Here is a 17,375-nt window from a genome sequence, read left to right on the forward strand (position 1 = left end):
TTCACCACTGGATCTTCTTCTCTGAACGGTGTCTGAGGGCGATGGCCGCGGCGTAGATCCCGACGACCAGGACCAGGAGGACGAGGGCCGTCCCGTACTGCTGCGTTTCCGCACCGGGCACGGTGGTCGCCAGGATGTAGAGGTGGTAGGGCAGGGCCATCACCGGGTCGCTGAGCGAGTCGGGGAGGAAGCGGGTGGAGAAGACCGCCGCCGTGAAGAGGATGGGGGCGGTCTCCCCCGCGGCCCGGCCGATGGAGAGGATGGTGCCGGTGAGGATGCCGGGGACGGCCGGGGGCAGGACGACGCGGCTGATCGTCTGCCACCTGGTGGCGCCGAGGGCAAGGCTCCCTTCCCGCACCGAGGCGGGGACGTTCCTGAGTGCTTCTTCGGTCGTCCTGATGATCGTCGGGAGGATCATCAGCCCGAGCGTGATCATCCCGGCGATGAGCGAGACCCCGAAGTTGAGGAAGATCACCAGGAAGGCGAAGCCGAAGAGCCCGAAGACGATCGAGGGCGTGCCGTTGAGGAGGTCGATCCCGGTCCTGATCGCCGCGGTGACGCGGCCGCCGCGGGTGTACTCCGAAAGATAGACCGCGGCCCCGATCCCGATCGGGAGGGCGATGAGGATCGCCCCGCCGACGAGGTACAGGGTGCCGACGATCGCCGGGAAGATCCCGCCGGCCCGTCCGAGGTCGCGGGGCGGCTGGGTGAGGAACTCCCAGCTGATGGCCGGGAGGCCGTTGACGATGATGTAGCCCAGGATCACGGCGAGGACGGCGATCACCACCCCGACCGCCGCCCAGAGGAGGGCGAAGGCGAGGTGCTGCACGGTGGTTCTGGAGAGGGGACGTGGCACGAGGGCGACGGCCCGACTGATTTTTTCCCTGACCGGACGGAGGCTCAAACCCCGGCGCTTCTTCGCTGTCCCTTCTCCGGCCCTGATCGTCTTCATGATCCAGAGTGCGGCGAGGTTGACCGCGAGGGTGATGAAGAGGAGGACCACCGCCACGCCGAAGAGGGCGTGGTAGTGGGTGCTCCCGACGGCGACCTCGCCCATCTCGATGCCGAGGGTGCCGGTGAGCGTTCGGATCGGGGAGAGGAGGTTGGTGATCGGGTCGGGGATGATCGCCGCGTTGCCGGTGACCATGATCACCGCCATCGTCTCACCGATGGCCCGGCCCATCCCGAGGATCACCGCGGCGGTGATCCCTGAGAGCGCCGCGGGGACGAGCACCCGGCTGATCGTCTCCCACCTGGTGGCGCCGAGGGCGAGGCTCCCCTCCCGGTACGAGGACGGGACGCTGCGGAGGGCATCTTCGGAGACCGAGATGATCGTCGGGAGGGCCATCACCCCGAGGAGGATGGAACCGGCGAGCCAGCTCTCGCCCGACGGGACGTCGAAGGCGATCCTGAGCCAGTCGGTGAGGACGATGAGGCCGAAGAACCCGTAGACGACCGAGGGAATGCCGGCAAGCAATTCGATGGCCGGTTTTGCAACGGCCTTCACCCGCGGCGGGGCGAGTTCGGCAAGACAGACGGCGCTCCCGATGCCGAGGGGGACGGCGATGACCATCGCCCCCAAGGTGACGAGGAGGGTGCCGACGATGAGGGGCCAGATCCCGTAGGACGGGACGGCGCCGGTCGGGTTCCAGGTGCCGCCGGTGAGAAACTCGATCGGGCTGACGGTGGCGAAGAGGGGGAGGGCGTTGTTGAGCAGGAAGAGGAGGATGAAGAAGACGGTGAGGGTGGCGAAGGACGCGGCAAGGAACCAGATCGCCCTGACGCCCTGCTCTTTGAGGTTCCTGAGCCCGGCCCTCCGCGGTTGGTGGGTCTCTGTCATGGTTGACTCCTGAAAAAATGCCCGAAGGGGGCGGATGCCTTTACTGCACCGGGACGAAACCCTCTTCTTCCACGATCCTCTGGCCATCCGGGCTGAGGATGAATTCGAGGTATTCCTGTGCCACGCCGGTCGGTTCGCCGTCGGTGAACATGTTGAGCGAGCGGGCGATCGGGTACTCGCCGCCGGTGACGGTGGCGACGCTCGGTTCGACCGGGGTGCCGTTCACTTCGATCGGCACGGTCTTCACCGAACGGTCGAGGTAGCCGAGGCCCACGTATCCGATGGCGCCCGGCGTCTGGGCGACGGTCTGCTGGACCGCACCGTTCGAGTTCTTCTCGAGCTGGGTGGCGACGAAGTCTTCCTTCTCCATCACGGCGTCGTGGAAGAACTCGCGGGTGCCCGAGGCGCTGTCTCTGCCGACGACGACGATCGTCTCGTCGGGCCCGCCGACCTTGTTCCAGTTGACGGTCTCGCCTTTATAGATCGCCTTCACCTCTGCGATGGTGAGCGGTCCCACGGTGTTGGAGGGGTGGACGATGAGGGCGATCCCGTCGCGGGCGACGACATGCGAGACGAGGTCGGGGAACTTCGTCTTCTCCGGGTCTTTCAGGTCGCGGGAGGCCATGCCGATGTCGGCGGTGCCCCCGCCGACGGCCTGGATCCCGACGCTGGACCCGCCGCCGCTCACCTGGATCTCAGTCTTGGGATTGGTGTCCATGAAAAGGTCGGCGGTCAACTGGGCGATCGGGAGGACGGTGGTTGAACCGGCGACCGAGATGCTCTCCCGCGTCTCAGGCGGTTGTGCGGGTTTGTCGCCGTTGCCCATGCACCCGGTGAAGAGTGCGGCGGCAACGAGGAGTGCGAGGACAAACCCGGCAAGGATGGTGGTATTCCTGGCATTCATGGTGGTTCTCCGACATCATACTCTCACCATAAAAATATAATCCCTCTCGAAGGAGTCTATTTTTCGCCCTATACCTATTGGGCATTATGTATCTCTATAGAGCAAATACAAACACATATATCCTTCCGGGGAGAAGAAAAACCTGAATGGAGATCAGGAAAGTTCAGGTCACCGGAGGCTCCTCCTATATCGTCTCCCTCCCCAAGGAATGGGTGAAGACGTCGGGGATCCAGAAAAACGATCCCGTCGGGCTCATTGTCCAGCCAGACGGCACGCTCCTCGTCACCCCCAAGATCACCCCCGAGGTGGCGCAGCGGGAGAAGCGGTTCGAGGTGAGCGCGGCCACCGACCAGACGTTCATCTTCAGGTGCCTTATCGGCGCCTACATCGCCGGGTACACGACGATCACCCTCTTCGCCCAGGCCCGCCTCCCTCCACAGATCAGGATACAGGTGCGGCAGTTCACCCAGATGGCCATCGGCCAGGAGGTGGTGGACGAGACCGAGACCTCGATCACCATCAAAGATCTTCTCAGTCCGGCCGAGATGCCCTTCCAGAACACCATCAAGCGGATGGGCGTGCTGGTGCGGGGGATGCACCAGGACGGCGTCGAGGCGCTGACGACCGGGAACCGGCGCCTGGCCGAGGACGTGCTGACGCGGGACAACGACATCGACCGCCTCCACTGGCTGGTGGCGCGGCAGACGCATCTCGTCCTCGCCGACCCCAACCTATCCAGGAAGATGGAGGTGAGTCCGTCGATGGTCATGAGTTATTTCCTCATCTCGCGGATCATCGAGCGGATCGGGGACCATGCGACGCGGGTCGCAAAGAACGCTCTGCTGCTCATCGACGACGGAGCCACCGGCACAGTGACCGGGATGGTCCGCGAGGCGAGCGCCACCTCCCAGACGCTCTTCGACCAGGCACTCAGGTCGCTCTTCAGCCAGGACCTGGAGGCCGCGAACGAGACGCTCAAACGCCTGCCCGACCTGGAAAAACAGGCGCGGGCCATCAACGAGGTGGCGATGCAATTCGACGCGGCGACGGCGACGGCGGTTGTCTCGCTCTCAGACAGCATCAGGCGGACCGGCGAGTACTCGGGCGACATCTGCGAGACGGTCATCAACCACCTCATCAACGAAGGGGCGTGAGCGGAGGGGGGGCTTCGTGATCGCTCTTTTTTTCTCGGTGCCTCTCTGATCGCTCGTCTTCCTTTCGCGCTTTTTTTACGATAAGCCGGCGATGCCGTTGCTGTCTTTCCGGCGTTCCTGATTTTCGCAGATAAAAACCGTAAATATATATATTCATCAAAATCATCCCTCGATGTATCCATCATGCCCAAAAAGATCCTCCTGCTCATGATCCTTATCGCTGCCGCCCTGATCCTTGCTGCGGGATGCACCCAGACGACATCGGAGAACCGGTCCGCCGGAAAACTCGACGGCTTTGATGTGTTTGTCACCCGGACGATGACGGAATACGAAGTGCCAGGCGCCGTTGTCGGTATTGTCGAGAACGATTCGGTCGTGTACTTGAAAGGGTTCGGCGTCCGCGAAATCGGGAAACCCGGAGTCGTGGGCCCGGATACCCGGTTCCAGATCGCATCGGTCACCAAGTACATCACCGCACAGGCAATCGGGACGCTCGTTGACGAAGGAAAACTCGATTGGGACACGCCGGTCGTCACGTACATGCCGGACTTTGCGTTCAAAGAGCCTTATGTCACCGGGCACGCAACGCTCCGGGATCTGCTTGCCCACCGGACCGGCTTCAAAGAGTACGACGGCGATATGCTGGGCCGGCTCGGGTACTCGAACCGCGAGATGCTCGAACGGATGCGATACCTCGACCTGCCGTACGGGTTCCGGGAAAAATACGCGTACTCGAATGCCGGATATTTCATTGCCGGGGAAGTCGCGGCAGGCACGGACAACCGGAGCTGGGAGAACCTGACCGACGCCCGGATACTCCGGCCGCTCGACATGACCCGCTCGGGAGCCCATCCCGAGACCCTGTACCTTGACGACAACCATGTTGTCGCCCATGGCGGCAGCGAGGGAAATGTCACCGTCATCCCGCTCGAAGAGGCAGCGTTTCCGGCCGGCGGCCAGGTGGTCTCCACCGGCCGCGACATGACACAGGTTCTGCGGATGATGCTCAACGACGGTTCGGTCGACGGGAAGCAGGTTCTTTCGAAAAAGACCGTGGCGGAGATCCATACGGCGAGCCTGGTCGCAGGGCGTGCCGGCCCGCTGGGAGATCCTGACGGTGCGGTCTGTCTCGGCTGTGACGCCTATGATTTCCTGGGCGAGCGGGTCATCGAGAAGAACGGAGCGCTTGAAGGGGTCCGGTCAATCGTGATCCTCGTCCCGGACAGGAAAGTCGGCCTCGTGGTGATCGCAAACAAGCAGTTGACGGTATTTCCCGAGGCCGTAAGAGACGAATTCCTCGAACGCTACATCGGAAGGAGCGGGATCGACCTGCAGGCACGGGAAAAACTCAACCAGAAAGGATGGTATTCCCTTTTAATGAGCATGGAGGTGCCGGCCGATGCACAGCCCGCAGCGATCCCGGCGGCCGCGATTGCGGGGACGTACACAAGCGACCTGTACGGTACGATGATTCTCACAGCGGGACCGGACGCCGACACCATGACCGTCCTGCTTGGTCCGGCAGAATACCCGGGCACCCTGGAACACCAGACCGGCGATACCTGGTACCTCTCGTGGCCGAACCCCGACGATGCAGTCGGCTATCTCACCTTTGCCGCAAACCCGTCGGGAACAGTCACCGGTTTTACATCGGATGACTACGGGCCGTTTGCCCGGGCATGAGCGGCCAAAAAAACATTTTTTGGCTCTGGGGAATTTTGCATGAACCCTGGGCTCAAGCATACGGGATGAAAATTTCTTGTCGCTTACTCTCCCTCTTTTCAAGACCAGAGACTTGATGGAGACCTTGTTCCATTGCCGCCCCCACCTATCTTCGGGCCGTGGGGGGTCCGGGAGGTGCAACCCCCCGGCGCGAGATGGCAGGGGAATCTCAACGATTGGGGGTGGCACATCTGATCATCATGCCTTCCAAAACATCGGTGCCGGGGGCTCTGCCCCCGGACCCCGGGATAAAGATAGGGCAGGGAAGGCAGAAAGTCTGATCGTTCGTAAGACCGTTTTTTTCCACGCATATCAGATATGGGGGATTATATATTTTCAAATTCTAATCCGTAACTCCAGAATAGAACGTCTGGATCATTTTCATAGTAATTCGTCATGAAGTGAAAGCACGCCTCATGAAAAATTCTACACAACCATAAAAAGAAAAAAACAGGATCGGTCTTCAGGAGAGACCGTCCCTTTCGAGATCCTTCTCGTCGGCCTCTCTCATCGGCGATGACTATGTCATCGGAGCGGCCATCTTCGGTTCGGGCACCGACTCGGCCGCCATGATCCGGTGCAGGTGGTTGAAGTCCGCCTTCGCGGTCTCAACGAAAACACACCGGTTCCCTCCCATCACCACGGTCCAGTCTCCGCCGCTGTACATCTACACCTTTTGGGGCATCCATTTCATCGAACTCATCCCGCTGTAGGCGCTGGCCAGCGAGGAGAACATCATGCTCACGGTGGTGCAGAACCTGGCCGTCATCGCCGCCATCTCGGCAGACGTCTCGGTCTTCGACTTAAAATCCACGACGCTCCCGTCCGAGGTAAATTCACCGGCAGCGATGGCGCCTTCGATGCTGAGCAATTCGTTCAATGTTGCCATCTTCTTCCTCTCCGGCCGCCATACTGTCATACCTGCAATTATTTTTTTCGGCCGGGTAGATCTGACACGAACCCGGAGCACGCCTCAGGCATCCTGCATGAAAAACTTTTCATTCGGCGTGCTCTCGCTTCCCGATTATCTTCTCGTTTGTCTCCTCCCCTCCCACGAAGAAGGTCGGCGATGGGAAATCTTCTTGGTATTGACCGAAAGTTTCGGCAGACAAAATGCTACTCTTTATATTCTATGTAATATCAGATCCCTGTCACAGAACAAACCCTGACACCGCCTCTCCGCAACCGGGAAGAGACAGGCGATTTTTATCGGGTTTGATCAACGAACCGATAATTGACCGGATTTATCAGAACACCTCCGCCGTGCGGCCGCCGGACGGCGTCGGGACCATCATGGCCGGCGGGATAACACCGGTTCATGCCGGGATAAAATACAGAGAACAGAGATCATGACACCGAACGCGATTGACTGGAACAAAGAATGGAAGAGCATGATGACAAAATCCATGGGGGAAGACCTCCCCGACTGTGCGCAGTACTGGAACACGGCCGAGAGTGCACGGCGTTATCTTCGCGACTATGGGCGAGAGAGCGCCGGTCACATCGACCGCGTCAGTGCAACCCTTGAAGCACTCTCCCTCACCCCGGACTTGCGGGTGCTTGAGATCGGGACCGGGCCCGGCGTGCTGGCGGTACCGATCGCCTCGCAGACCGCCCATGTGACGGCTGTCGAACCCTCGGACGGGATGATGACCGTGCTGCGGGAGTACATGAACGAAGAAGGGGTCGAGAATGTCAGGTGCGTGCAGAAACGCTGGGAAGAAGTCACCGACGACGACCTTGAGCCTCCTTACGATCTCGTCCTCGCTTCGTTCTCGCTCGGCATGCCCGAGATCAAGGCGGCGATCGAGAAGATGAACGCGGTATCCTCCGGGCGGGTGTGCCTCTTCTGGCACGCCGGCGAACAGCAGTTCGAGACACTCTATCGTCTGGTCATGCCGCATCTCCGCGGGACCGACTACGTACCCGGTCCGAAGGCCGACGTCCTCTTCAACATCCTCTATTCGATGGAGATCTATCCTGATGTGAGGCATTTCAATTACGAACAGGTGCATGTATTCGATTCTGAGGAGGAGATGGCCGAATATTTCCAGTACGAGCACCAGATCCCCTTCGATATCGGGAACCCCGGTTTGAAGACATATCTGGAAGAGTTCGTCGAAGAAGAGGACGGCAGGTTCGTACATTACGAAGAGTACCAGAGCATGATGTTTCAGTGGGAGGCGCAGTGAAACCGCACCCCCCCCATAGACTGGAACGAGGTCCGGATGGACAAATGCGAACAGAACAGCAGAATGAATGTACCGATGATAGACTGATCTCAAGAAATACGGAGAGTAATTATGGAAGAATCATCCACGAGACCGGCCCGTGCCGGCGATGACACGCCCGGCGAAATGGTCCTGCGGCCTGTGGGAGTGGTCAGGAACAGTACCAAAGAACCTTTTCTGGTCGCCGGCGGCGACGGTCTCGCCTTGCGGGAAGACCTTGACGATGCCATGGAGCATGTCCATGAAACCAACAATGGTACGTCGGAGATTGTCGTCAACAAGGATCTCATCGAGAGCCTCGACGGTATCGAAGATTATTCTCATCTGACTGTGCTGTACTGGGCGCATCAGGTACCTGAAACAGGCCGTTCCCTCACGCGGGTGCACCCGATGGGGAGAAAGGATATGCCGTTGACCGGACTGTTCGGCACGTGCAGTCCCGCCCGGCCGAACCCGGTGCTCGTGACGGTCGTGCGTCTCTGCGGACGAAACGAAAATGTGCTGGAGGTCGCCGGACTGGACGCGATCGACGGGAGTCCGGTCATCGACATCAAACCCTATGTCAGGGAATTCTTCCCCCGGGAAGGTGTTCGGATACCCTGGTGGATGCAACAGTTCATGAGGGAATTTGGCAGAAGTGATCAATAATCGTCCGGTCGACGCGCGACTGATGGGCGGGAAGAAATATCGCGCCCAAATGCCGTCGTGGGTGAACAGTCCAATCTTTTTCATAATTTTTCAGAGCGGCGTTTGAGGGTGCGGGCGGATCTCTCTCAATCGCGAGAGGGGCGGCGAGGGCGGAATGTTCGCACCGAGTGTCACGGAGCGAGGAGAAGGATCAACGATCCTTCGATACCCCCGGAGATCGGTGACGAGAAATTTTCAACCGCGTATGCTTGAACGCCGGGTTCATGAGCAATGCAACACACCCTTTTCTTGTTATTTCCTCTGTGACGGAGATGCGCCGTCCTTCAACGTCGGCGTCAACGTCGTCGCCTGGGCGGTCGCTGCGATCGCGATCAGGAAGAGGGAGTAAGCTCTCCCGCCGTTTTTTCCAACCGGACAAACTAAAAATACCCCGGCAACCACTCTCCCTCTGATTGCCATGGCCGACGAGAAGACGCTGACGGAAGTGGGCGACAGCACCTGGGAGACGCGGGTCGAGAAGGGTGAGAGACCTGTCGTGGTCATGTTCTACAGCGAGACCTGTCCCTTCTGCAAACAGATCGAACCGTTTTTCCGGCAGTTCGCCGGGGAGTTCGGGGCCGACCTCCTCTTTGCCAGGTTGAACGTCTCGCAGAACCCCTGGACCGTCGAACGATATGGCGTGCGGCAGACGCCCACCTTCAAGTTCTTCTGCCAGGGCCGCCCTGCCCAGGAGATCGTGGGTGCGGCGTTTCCCGCCCTGCTCAGGAAGAACATCGAGGGATTTCTGGAACATGGAGAGGCGTGTATCCGGAGCAGTCGGGAGATCGATTATGAGATCACGGGATACGGGTGAACGCCTCAAATTGTCTTCAACCCTCTTCTCGGGTATGCCTGTGTGGAAGAGGGGTTCCGGGGCCGGGGTTTCGCAGAATTCTATCGGCCTGAGATCCTGGTCCCGCTCGCCAGATCAAAATTATATTATGCGGGAAATACGATACAAAGAATTCAAATGAAAATAGAAATCTATTTATATTGCAGATGTCAACCATAATACTGGAGCGAGCAGGGGTCTCAGTGACACGTCCCCCCCGTAACATGTGTCTTTTTTCTGAGGCGTCTGTCCCTCCACTTTTCTGTGATTCCGATCCCGGGAGCCCATGGTGTCGGCGCCTCTGATCCCGCACCCACTACCACGAGAAAAGAGTATTTTCCTGCAATATTCCGGATCGAACCGTCCAATATGAATATCTGGTCCTGACACCCCGCCGCCCCGGGGGGAGGATTTATATATTGGTCGGAGAATGAATGGCAGTGGGGGGACAGAATGAAAGGGCTAATTCTTTCCGGCGGCCATGGCATCAGACTCAGACCACTCACATACTCCCAGCAAAAGCAGTTGATTCCGGTTGCCAACAGGCCGATACTCTTCTATTGTATTCAGGATCTCATCGATGCAGGGATCCACTCGATCGGGATCATCATTGGCCCGAACCGGGAGCAGGTCATCAGCGAGGTGACCGCACACGAATGGGACGCGGAGATCGAGTTCATCAATCAGGACCACCCCGGCGGACTGGCCCACGCGGTCAAGGTCGCGGCACCGTACCTCGGGAACGAACCCTTCGTGATGTACCTCGGCGACAACATCCTGCTCGGGGGCATCCAGAAATTTGTGCAGGATTTTGTGGATTCAAAGGCGGAAGCAAGCCTGCTCCTCACGAGAGTCACACACCCTGAGGAGTACGGGGTCGCCCTCGTCGACGAGCAGAAGAAGGTGATCGTCCAGCTCCTCGAAAAGCCGAAGAACCCGCCCTCAGACCTGGGCATCGTCGGGATCTACGGGCTGACACCCAGGATCTTCGATGCGATCGAGCATATCGACCCCTCCTGGCGGGGCGAACTCGAGATCACCGACGCCCTTCACTGGCTGATCCTCAACGGCCATGACGTCACCTACAACCTGGTCGAGGGGTGGTGGAAGGACACCGGGAAACCCGAAGATCTCCTGGATGCAAACCGTCTCATCCTCGACGCTCTCGTCACGGAGAACGGGGACGGCCTGAGTCGCGGGCGGGTCGAGGAGAGCACCGTCGCGGGTCGGTGCCGGATCGGGAAGAACACGGTCATCAAGGAGAACTCGGTGGTCAAGGGGCCGGTGATCATCGGAGACGACTGCATCATCTCCAACACCTACCTGGGGCCTTACACCAGCATCGGCAACGGTTCGCACCTTGCGAACACTGAGATCGAGGACTCGATCGTGATGGAGGGGTCGGTCATCATGAACTCGGAACGGATCGTGGAGAGCCTGATCGGAAAGAACGTGACCATCAACCGGAACGGCCGGCACCCTGGCGGGAGGCGGTTTGTGATCGGCGACAACTCGAATGTGGTCATCTAAAAGGGGGGAGAGCGACGTGAAGATCATCATCACCGGCGGGGCCGGATTTATCGGGTGCAACTTTGTCCGTCTCATGCTTTCGAAATATCCGGAGGCAGAGATTACGGTCTTTGACAAGTTGACGTATGCAGGAAGAATGGAGAACCTTCATGGGTTCAACGGCCAGATCGAGTTTGTCAGGGGGGACATCTGCTCGGCCGAGGAGGTGGAGGCGCTCGGCGACTGCGACCTCCTCTTCAACTTCGCCGCCGAGACGCATGTCGACCGTTCGATCGAGGACGCCGGGGTCTTTGTAAGGACCGACGTGCTCGGCACGTACACTCTCCTCGAACACGCCCTGCACCACGACATCGGACGTTTTATCCAGGTCAGCACCGACGAGGTCTATGGGAGCGTGCCGACCGGGTATTCGCGGGAACACGATCCCATGTGTCCGTCTTCCCCGTACTCTGCAAGCAAGTGCGGGGCCGAGATGCTGGTGAAGGCCTACCAGACCACCTACGGCCTCGACGCCGTGATCACCAGGAGTTCGAACAACTTCGGGCCATACCAGTACCCGGAAAAACTCATCCCGGTCCTGATCCTCCGGGCGCTCCGGGACCAGCACCTCCCGATCTATGGGAACGGTCAGAATATCAGGGACTGGATCTATGTCGTCGACAATTGCGAGGGGATTGCCGTCGCCGCCGAGGAGGGGAAGTCGGGCGAGGCCTACAACATCGGCGGCGGGAACGAGCGAACCAACCTCGAGATCGCGAGGGCGATCCTGGCGATCCTTCACAAGCCCGAGAGCCTTATCACCTATGTGGCCGACCGTCCGGGCCATGACCAGCGGTATGCCCTCGACTGTTCCAGGATGCGCGAGATCGGGTGGAAACCCCGTTACCTCTTCATGGACGCCCTCAGGCACACCTGCCGGTGGTACCTGGAGAACGAGCGGTGGTATGCCCCGCTCCTTATGGGGCACGCCTGAATCTTTTTTTAATGGATCGAGATAGTATCCGAACTGTTTGAGCGAGGCGGAACCAAAGGCGAGAGGGCATCTGCTCCTCTCACGAAGGGCTCTTCCAGGCCAAAAAAAAGGAACGGTCCGGGCCTCACGACCCCTTCTCTCTTCCTCTGAAGATATAGGTGAGATAACTGATGATAACGCCCAGGGAGAGGAGGAGGAGCCCGCCCGTGATGAAGAGCATGCCCAGGAAAGACTGGCCGAGCGGCAGGGGTGCCGACTGGAGAGGTGCGGTGGCCGCCACATACCAGGACGCCGACCCGAGGAAGAGGAGCGCCCCGCCGAAAGACCCGAAGATCATCACCGGGTGTTTGAAACTGATGTTCCTGACGATGTTGTTCAGGACGCCGAATCCATGGGTGACCGGGTGTTTCTTGTGCTTGTTCGGGACATCATACTTCACCGAGACCGGCACCTCACGGATCCTGGTGCCCTTCTCAGAGAGGCTTGAGATCATGTCCGACTCCACGCTGTAGCCCTCCGAGTCCAGGGTGAAATTCTGGATCGCATTCCGGCCCAGCACCCTGAAACCAGACTGCGAGTCGGTCGTTTTGACGCGGGAGTCCATGTTCGTCATCGTCGTGAGCACTCCCTGCCCGATGCGCCGGTAGAAGGGTATGCTGCTCTTTGTGTTGTCGAGAAAACGCGACCCGATGACGAGATCGGCGTCACCCTCCCTCACCGGCGTCAGCAGTCTCGGGATCTCGTCGGGGTCGTGCTGCCCGTCCCCATCGAGGAGGACAAGATACTCAAAACCCCGGGCCCGCGCGTATTCAAGGGCCGTCTTCACCGCAGCCCCTTTTCCGACATTTTTCTGATGGGTGATCACGACGGCGCCCGCCTCCTGGGCGATGGCACGCGTATCGTCGGTCGACCCGTCGTCGATCACCAGCACTTCGTCGACATATCGCCGCGCCTTGAGCACGACCGAGCCCACGGAGAGGGCCTCATTATAGCAGGGTATCGCCGCAATCGATCGGTCGATGGGTCTTCGCCTGACCTCGGGACCGACGATCACGGTCCCCTGCTGAACGGTCCCCTCATTATAGCGATGTACAATCGCCTCTGATCTCAATCTGTCCCCCCCCAAAGAAAATCAGTATTCCAGGATCTCTTACATGTCCATCGCACCAGGAGCCCGGACCCGGACAAATGTCATCAGGGTACGGAAATATCTCCTGGATGTATTCTGAAGGAGACCTAAATGGTGATCTTATATATATGGTTTTCTCACTGCAGGGAGTGAGCAGACTGTCCTGGTCCATAGGACCGCCTGATCGAACCTGATATGGGTGTCGCTCTCTTCCGGAACCCTCTTAATCGGCATGAAACCGGGCAAAATGCCAAAAAGAGGTCGCAAAAAGAAGAGAGCGCCAGTGACCGTCTCCCAGGTTCACCGCAGCCCGAACCCCCCACCCGACTGCGGGGGGCATCGCCATGTTTTTTATCACAAAGAACCAACATAGGATGGATCCTGCCCCAGTGGCTTAGTGGTATAGCGGCTGACTTGTAATCAGCAGGTCGCGAGTTCAAGTCTCGCCTGGGGCTCTCCACCTTTTGTTCAAATTTTCTGAAAGAGAAGGGTCGTCACGCCAGTCATCTGGAACTTTATCTCCCTGATCGCGACAGTCGTGAATTTCTCTACGCCTGGTTTGTTTCCCTCCGGATCCGGGTCTGCCACCGGGAAGGTTAAATTGAAGACCCGCCTAACCATTCCGCTCATACAGGGGGAAGACCATGCCGGATATGGGCAAGCCGCACTGCATCAAAAGACTGCCGACGAAGGTGCTCGTCAAGGACGTGTCCGAAGAAGAGGCAATCGAGTACGTCAGGAAACATACCAGAGAGCACTACGAGATCCCACCCGACTATGAGATCCGCAACATCTGCATCCTCGGGAAGGCCCCGATGCTCGTCGGGATCAAAGAGAGGAAGAAAAAACTCATCTTCACCTTCACCAGGCCCTGCTTCGGGACCGACGTCCTGGAAATGGACACCACCCCCGAAGAGATCGAGACGATCCGGTCAGACCTCAGGAAAGACTGACCCCCTCTTTTCCGTCCACTCTCTCATCGGTGAGGGTACTTGAAGACCTCGCAGGCGCAAACCATGGGATGATGACTCAGAAGAAATATCTGGCAGGCCTCGTCGTCGTCGCGGCGCTGGTGATCGCCGCGGGCTGCCTCGGCGCCGGCACGAAACCGACGACCGGCGACACCGTCTCTGTCGAGTACACCGGGACATTTGAGAACGGCACCGTCTTCGACACCAATGTCGGGAAAGAACCGTTCGAATTCACCATCGGGAATCGCGAAGTGATCCCCGGTTTTGAGAAGGCGGTTCTCGGACTTTCGGAAGGCGAGTCGGTGACCGTGACCATCCCGGCCGTCGACGCCTACGGCGAGTACGACGCAGAGAGGATGAAGTACGTGGACAGTTCCACCTTCCCGGAGAACATCACCATCGGCCAGAGGTTCCTGATGAGGAACGGCGAGAACTGGGTGCCCTACACCGTCACGGCGATGAACGAGACGACCATCACTCTGGACGGGAACCACGCCCTTGCGGGCAAGGATCTCACCTTTACCATCACTCTTCTCTCTATCCAGACGCATGGAGAAGTCTGAGAGCAAAGAGGCCTGGGAGACCGACTACCGGCAGCGGGGTGCGCTCTGGGGCGGAGCGGTCCACGACCTCCCCCGCCCGGGGCCCCGCGCCAGGATCCTTGAACTGGGCTGCGGGAACGGCAAGAGTCTCTCAGGACTGACCGGTGAAGGGGCGACGGTCGTCGGCCTCGATCTCGCCCGGAGTGCGGTCGCCCTCGCCGCCGGGACGACACCGGCACACCTCGTCGTCGGGGACGCCCGCCGTCTCCCCTTCCAGACCGGATCGTTTGATATTGTCTGTGCCTTCCATATCATCGGACACCTCAGGGAAGGCGACCGACAGACGGCCGCCATGGAGGGCGCCCGGGTGTTGAGGAAGGGGGGCCGCCTCTATTTCAGGGAGTTCTCGGTCATGGACATGCGCTCCGGGAAGGGAGAGGAGGTCGAGTCCCGAACCTTCCGGAGGGGTGGGGGGATCCTCACCCATTACTTCACCGAGGAAGAAGTCACAGCCCTCTTCCCCAACCTTCTCCCCTCCTCGGTGACGACCAGGCAATGGTCGCTCAGGGTGCGGGGCGTGGACCACCCGCGTGCGGAAATCGCGGGGTTCTTTGAGAAACTGCCATGATGAGTGAAAGAATCCTGTTCATGCTGTATATCCCCTGAAAAAGCAGAAACGAATCTACTTATACGCTCAGGGGAAAGAAAACACATTTATGAAGAAAGACGCCGTAGACGCATCTGTCAATATACGGGACGGGTGGGCCGTTGTCTCGGTCGCCGGGCGGATCGACGCAGGTTCGGCCGGCACCCTCCAGGAAACGCTCACGCCGCTCATTGATGAGGGCCAGAAAAGAATTGTCATCGATATGGCCGGGCTTGATTATATCAGCAGTTCTGGCCTTCGGGTGCTGCTGGGCGCCCGCAAGGCTCTCCAGAAGCAGGGAGGGTCCGTCGCCCTCGCCGCCCTCACCCCCTTCGTCCATGAAGTCTTTGAGATCTCAGGCTTTCTCAGGATCTTTTCGGTCTATGAGAATGTCGAAGGGGCGATGGACGCGCAGGGACAGACCGGATGATGCCGCAGGTCGGGGACTTTCTCGTCCTCTTCGAAATGATCTGCGTCATCGTCGTCGCAGCGTATTTCATCACCAGAACCCGGACCTTCACCGATGCCCTTGAGCAGCGGCTCACCCCGAAGGGTTCGGCCGCCCTCATCCTCTTCTTCGGCGCCCTCTCTATCTACGGCACCTTGAGCGGCGTCGAGGTGCTCGGCGCACCGATCAATGTCAGGGATCTCGGGCCGATGGTTGCGGGGGTCTTTTGCGGGCCTCTCGTCGGGATCGGGGCCGGGCTGATCGGCGGCGGGTTCAGGTTCGGGATGGGCGGGTTCACCGCAGTCCCGTGCGCCGTCTCCACCGTGCTCGCCGGCCTCCTTGGGGGCGTCGTCTACCTGCTCCTCCATCGCGGCGACCTGCAGGTGCCTGAGGTGAAGACCGTCGTCGGGTTTGCCGTCGGGATGGAGGTGCTGCACATGGGGGTTGTCCTCCTCGGCTGCTCGCCCTTCGAGGAGGCCTGGGCACTGGTGAGCCAGGTCTCGGTCCCGATGATCCTGGCCAACGCGACCGGGATGTTTGTCTTCGCCTTCATCATCACCAACCTTGTCACCGAACGACGGACACAGACCGAACGCGACGCCTACCAGGAAGAACTCAGGGTGAAGAAGGCCGAGTTGAAGGTCGCCGCCGAGATCCAGCAGACCTTCCTCCCGAGGAGCATCCCGACGATGCAGGGCTTCGACCTGGCCGCGGTGAGTTGCCCGGCCCGCGAGGTGGGCGGCGACTTCTACGACGCCATCCGTCTTCAGGAGGGGAAGACCGGGCTGGTCATCGCAGACGTCTCAGGCAAGAGCGTGCCGGCGGCGATCTACATGGCTCTCTCCAGGACGATCGTCAGGGCGATGGCGGCCCGGCATCCTGACGTCACCCTCGCCCTGGAGGACGCGAACTCGATGCTCATCGAGGAGTCGGACACCGGGATGTTCGTCACCCTCTTCTATGGCGTCCTCGACGAGGAGACGCGGCTCCTCACCTATGCCAATGCCGGTCACAATCCCCCGCTCCTCCTCAGGAACGGCACCGACGAGTTCGTGTTCCTGGCCCCGACCGGGGTGGCGCTCGGCGCCGCGGAGGATATGGAGTACGGCGCCGGTGAGGTAAGGCTTGGGACCGGCGACCTCCTGGTGCTCTTCACTGATGGGGTGACCGAGGCCTTCAGCCCTGAGGGCGAGGTGTTCGGAAACGGGCGTCTGGAGGAGACGGTGCTGGCCGCCAGGACGCTCCCGGCTGCGGCGATGATCCGGGAGATCCGGGACGCGGTCCGGGCCTTTGCCGGCGAAGGGCCGCAGGATGACGACATCACGGTGATGGTGCTGAAGGGGGAGTGAGCATGGCCGGAGGCATCACCGTCAGTGCAGAGTTGTCGTCCCTTCCCGGGGTGCTGGCTTACATCACCGACGCCCTCCGGGCCCTCGGCCTCTCCCCGAAGGCAGTGCAGGAGATGGAACTTGCCGTCGACGAGGCGGTGACGAACATCGTCCTCCACGGCTATGACGGGACAGAGGGGTGGGTCAGACTTTCGTGCGAGCGGGCCGGCGAGGGTGCGGTGGTGGTGATCGAAGATGCAGCCCCCCCCTTCGATCCGACCGCCGCCCCTTCACCTGAACTGGAGGGAGACGCGGACGAGCGGCCGATCGGCGGGCTCGGCGTCCATTTTATCCGCACGATGACCGATGAGATGATATATGAATACCGGGATGGAATAAACGTCCTGAAACTTCTAAAAAGCGTCTGAGGAGAGAGAG

General features: G+C 60.0%; 20 protein-coding genes and 1 tRNA gene. 15 read left to right on the forward strand and 6 right to left on the reverse strand.

The genetic code is table 11. The features are described 5' to 3' along the window. Position 1 precedes the first annotated feature (1 nt). Together pstA and RJ40_RS12315 are read right to left on the reverse strand one after the other, a co-directional pair. Positions 2 to 1,840 carry a phosphate ABC transporter permease PstA gene (gene pstA, locus RJ40_RS12310; RefSeq protein ID WP_265581153.1) on the reverse strand — a complete coding sequence of 613 codons (1,839 nt, stop codon included), beginning with the start codon at positions 1,838 to 1,840 and terminating at the stop codon, positions 2 to 4. Between the two features lie 40 nt (positions 1,841 to 1,880). Then, entirely contained in the window at positions 1,881 to 2,744 is an 864-nt protein-coding gene (locus tag RJ40_RS12315) for a phosphate ABC transporter substrate-binding protein (protein WP_265581154.1), read from the reverse strand. 146 nt (positions 2,745 to 2,890) lie between these two features. Between RJ40_RS12315 and RJ40_RS12320 the strand changes: the two genes are divergently transcribed. Both RJ40_RS12320 and RJ40_RS12325 read left to right on the forward strand, forming a co-directional pair. Beyond that, positions 2,891 to 3,898 carry a phosphate signaling complex PhoU family protein gene (locus RJ40_RS12320; RefSeq protein ID WP_265581155.1) on the forward strand — a complete coding sequence of 336 codons (1,008 nt, stop codon included), beginning with the start codon at positions 2,891 to 2,893 and terminating at the stop codon, positions 3,896 to 3,898. 183 nt (positions 3,899 to 4,081) lie between these two features. Next, positions 4,082 to 5,581: a serine hydrolase gene (locus RJ40_RS12325; RefSeq protein WP_265581156.1), complete on the forward strand. Its 1,500-nt coding sequence runs from the start codon at positions 4,082 to 4,084 to the stop codon at positions 5,579 to 5,581. 559 nt (positions 5,582 to 6,140) lie between these two features. Here RJ40_RS12325 and RJ40_RS12330 read toward each other — a convergent pair. Together RJ40_RS12330 and RJ40_RS12335 are read right to left on the reverse strand one after the other, a co-directional pair. After that, positions 6,141 to 6,287 (reverse strand): hypothetical protein, encoded by a 147-nt coding sequence (locus RJ40_RS12330; RefSeq protein WP_265581157.1) that lies wholly within the window; start codon positions 6,285 to 6,287, stop codon positions 6,141 to 6,143. Further along, positions 6,288 to 6,509 carry a DUF2173 family protein gene (locus tag RJ40_RS12335; protein WP_265581158.1) on the reverse strand — a complete coding sequence of 74 codons (222 nt, stop codon included), beginning with the start codon at positions 6,507 to 6,509 and terminating at the stop codon, positions 6,288 to 6,290. Between the two features lie 460 nt (positions 6,510 to 6,969). Here RJ40_RS12335 and RJ40_RS12340 point away from each other — a divergent pair, with 460 nt between their 5' ends. The 6 genes from RJ40_RS12340 (at position 6,970) to rfbB (ending at position 11,873) form a co-directional block, all read left to right on the forward strand. Continuing rightward, positions 6,970 to 7,812, forward strand: coding sequence for a class I SAM-dependent methyltransferase (locus RJ40_RS12340; RefSeq protein ID WP_265581159.1), 843 nt, complete (start codon positions 6,970 to 6,972; stop codon positions 7,810 to 7,812). A 111-nt stretch (positions 7,813 to 7,923) separates the two neighbouring features. Continuing rightward, positions 7,924 to 8,499 carry a tRNA (N6-threonylcarbamoyladenosine(37)-N6)-methyltransferase TrmO gene (tsaA, locus tag RJ40_RS12345; protein WP_265581160.1) on the forward strand — a complete coding sequence of 192 codons (576 nt, stop codon included), beginning with the start codon at positions 7,924 to 7,926 and terminating at the stop codon, positions 8,497 to 8,499. 244 nt (positions 8,500 to 8,743) lie between these two features. Further along, positions 8,744 to 8,887, forward strand: a complete 144-nt coding sequence (locus tag RJ40_RS12350; protein WP_265581161.1) for a hypothetical protein — start codon at positions 8,744 to 8,746, stop codon at positions 8,885 to 8,887. A 69-nt stretch (positions 8,888 to 8,956) separates the two neighbouring features. Continuing rightward, positions 8,957 to 9,352, forward strand: coding sequence for a thioredoxin family protein (locus tag RJ40_RS12355; protein WP_265581162.1), 396 nt, complete (start codon positions 8,957 to 8,959; stop codon positions 9,350 to 9,352). A 471-nt stretch (positions 9,353 to 9,823) separates the two neighbouring features. Beyond that, on the forward strand, positions 9,824 to 10,900 hold the full coding sequence (locus tag RJ40_RS12360; RefSeq protein WP_265581163.1) for a glucose-1-phosphate thymidylyltransferase: 1,077 nt from the start codon (positions 9,824 to 9,826) through the stop codon (positions 10,898 to 10,900). A gap of 16 nt (positions 10,901 to 10,916) precedes the next feature. Further along, positions 10,917 to 11,873, forward strand: coding sequence for a dTDP-glucose 4,6-dehydratase (rfbB, locus tag RJ40_RS12365; RefSeq protein ID WP_265581164.1), 957 nt, complete (start codon positions 10,917 to 10,919; stop codon positions 11,871 to 11,873). 124 nt (positions 11,874 to 11,997) lie between these two features. Here rfbB and RJ40_RS12370 read toward each other — a convergent pair whose 3' ends face one another. Next, positions 11,998 to 12,984 (reverse strand): glycosyltransferase family 2 protein, encoded by a 987-nt coding sequence (locus RJ40_RS12370; RefSeq protein WP_265581165.1) that lies wholly within the window; start codon positions 12,982 to 12,984, stop codon positions 11,998 to 12,000. A 401-nt stretch (positions 12,985 to 13,385) separates the two neighbouring features. Here RJ40_RS12370 and RJ40_RS12375 point away from each other — a divergent pair. Further along, positions 13,386 to 13,457, forward strand: a tRNA-Thr gene (locus RJ40_RS12375). Positions 13,458 to 13,470: 13 nt separating this feature from the next. Here RJ40_RS12375 and RJ40_RS12380 read toward each other — a convergent pair. Beyond that, on the reverse strand, positions 13,471 to 13,632 hold the full coding sequence (locus RJ40_RS12380; RefSeq protein ID WP_265581166.1) for a hypothetical protein: 162 nt from the start codon (positions 13,630 to 13,632) through the stop codon (positions 13,471 to 13,473). A 14-nt stretch (positions 13,633 to 13,646) separates the two neighbouring features. Between RJ40_RS12380 and RJ40_RS12385 the strand changes: the two genes are divergently transcribed. The 6 genes from RJ40_RS12385 to RJ40_RS12410 all read left to right on the forward strand — a co-directional run bounded on the left by RJ40_RS12385 (position 13,647) and on the right by RJ40_RS12410 (position 17,365). Then, a complete protein-coding gene (locus RJ40_RS12385; RefSeq protein WP_265581167.1) occupies positions 13,647 to 13,955 on the forward strand; it encodes a DUF1894 domain-containing protein in 309 nt (102 codons plus the stop codon). 29 nt (positions 13,956 to 13,984) lie between these two features. Beyond that, entirely contained in the window at positions 13,985 to 14,536 is a 552-nt protein-coding gene (locus tag RJ40_RS12390; protein WP_265581168.1) for an FKBP-type peptidyl-prolyl cis-trans isomerase, read from the forward strand. Continuing rightward, complete coding sequence (locus tag RJ40_RS12395; RefSeq protein ID WP_265581169.1) at positions 14,523 to 15,143, forward strand: class I SAM-dependent methyltransferase; 621 nt, start codon at positions 14,523 to 14,525, stop codon at positions 15,141 to 15,143. The genes RJ40_RS12390 and RJ40_RS12395 overlap by 14 nt, the downstream gene beginning before the upstream one ends. A gap of 88 nt (positions 15,144 to 15,231) precedes the next feature. Beyond that, a complete protein-coding gene (locus RJ40_RS12400) occupies positions 15,232 to 15,591 on the forward strand; it encodes an STAS domain-containing protein (RefSeq protein WP_265581170.1) in 360 nt (119 codons plus the stop codon). Beyond that, positions 15,588 to 16,958, forward strand: coding sequence for a PP2C family protein-serine/threonine phosphatase (locus RJ40_RS12405; protein ID WP_265581171.1), 1,371 nt, complete (start codon positions 15,588 to 15,590; stop codon positions 16,956 to 16,958). Before RJ40_RS12400 ends, RJ40_RS12405 begins: the two co-directional genes overlap by 4 nt. A 2-nt stretch (positions 16,959 to 16,960) precedes the next feature. Then, the gene (locus RJ40_RS12410; protein WP_265581172.1) at positions 16,961 to 17,365 is read left to right on the forward strand and encodes an ATP-binding protein; all 405 of its coding nucleotides are present in this window, start codon (positions 16,961 to 16,963) and stop codon (positions 17,363 to 17,365) included. The last annotated feature ends 10 nt before the right edge of the window (positions 17,366 to 17,375 follow it).

This window comes from Methanofollis aquaemaris (genome assembly GCF_017357525.1).
Lineage (GTDB): Archaea > Halobacteriota > Methanomicrobia > Methanomicrobiales > Methanofollaceae > Methanofollis > Methanofollis aquaemaris.

Coding starts and splice junctions, on each gene's coding strand:
- RJ40_RS12350 (WP_265581161.1), top strand. CDS start 8,744: ATGCTTGAACGCCGGGTTCATGAGCAATGCAACACACCCTTTTCTTGT.
- RJ40_RS12385 (WP_265581167.1), top strand. CDS start 13,647: ATGCCGGATATGGGCAAGCCGCACTGCATCAAAAGACTGCCGACGAAG.
- RJ40_RS12325 (WP_265581156.1), top strand. CDS start 4,082: ATGCCCAAAAAGATCCTCCTGCTCATGATCCTTATCGCTGCCGCCCTG.
- RJ40_RS12330 (WP_265581157.1), bottom strand. CDS start 6,287: ATGTACAGCGGCGGAGACTGGACCGTGGTGATGGGAGGGAACCGGTGT.
- RJ40_RS12395 (WP_265581169.1), top strand. CDS start 14,523: ATGGAGAAGTCTGAGAGCAAAGAGGCCTGGGAGACCGACTACCGGCAG.
- RJ40_RS12410 (WP_265581172.1), top strand. CDS start 16,961: ATGGCCGGAGGCATCACCGTCAGTGCAGAGTTGTCGTCCCTTCCCGGG.
- tsaA (WP_265581160.1), top strand. CDS start 7,924: ATGGAAGAATCATCCACGAGACCGGCCCGTGCCGGCGATGACACGCCC.
- RJ40_RS12355 (WP_265581162.1), top strand. CDS start 8,957: ATGGCCGACGAGAAGACGCTGACGGAAGTGGGCGACAGCACCTGGGAG.
- RJ40_RS12320 (WP_265581155.1), top strand. CDS start 2,891: ATGGAGATCAGGAAAGTTCAGGTCACCGGAGGCTCCTCCTATATCGTC.
- RJ40_RS12335 (WP_265581158.1), bottom strand. CDS start 6,509: ATGGCAACATTGAACGAATTGCTCAGCATCGAAGGCGCCATCGCTGCC.
- RJ40_RS12380 (WP_265581166.1), bottom strand. CDS start 13,632: ATGAGCGGAATGGTTAGGCGGGTCTTCAATTTAACCTTCCCGGTGGCA.
- RJ40_RS12340 (WP_265581159.1), top strand. CDS start 6,970: ATGACACCGAACGCGATTGACTGGAACAAAGAATGGAAGAGCATGATG.
- RJ40_RS12315 (WP_265581154.1), bottom strand. CDS start 2,744: ATGAATGCCAGGAATACCACCATCCTTGCCGGGTTTGTCCTCGCACTC.
- RJ40_RS12400 (WP_265581170.1), top strand. CDS start 15,232: ATGAAGAAAGACGCCGTAGACGCATCTGTCAATATACGGGACGGGTGG.
- pstA (WP_265581153.1), bottom strand. CDS start 1,840: ATGACAGAGACCCACCAACCGCGGAGGGCCGGGCTCAGGAACCTCAAA.
- RJ40_RS12360 (WP_265581163.1), top strand. CDS start 9,824: ATGAAAGGGCTAATTCTTTCCGGCGGCCATGGCATCAGACTCAGACCA.
- RJ40_RS12405 (WP_265581171.1), top strand. CDS start 15,588: ATGATGCCGCAGGTCGGGGACTTTCTCGTCCTCTTCGAAATGATCTGC.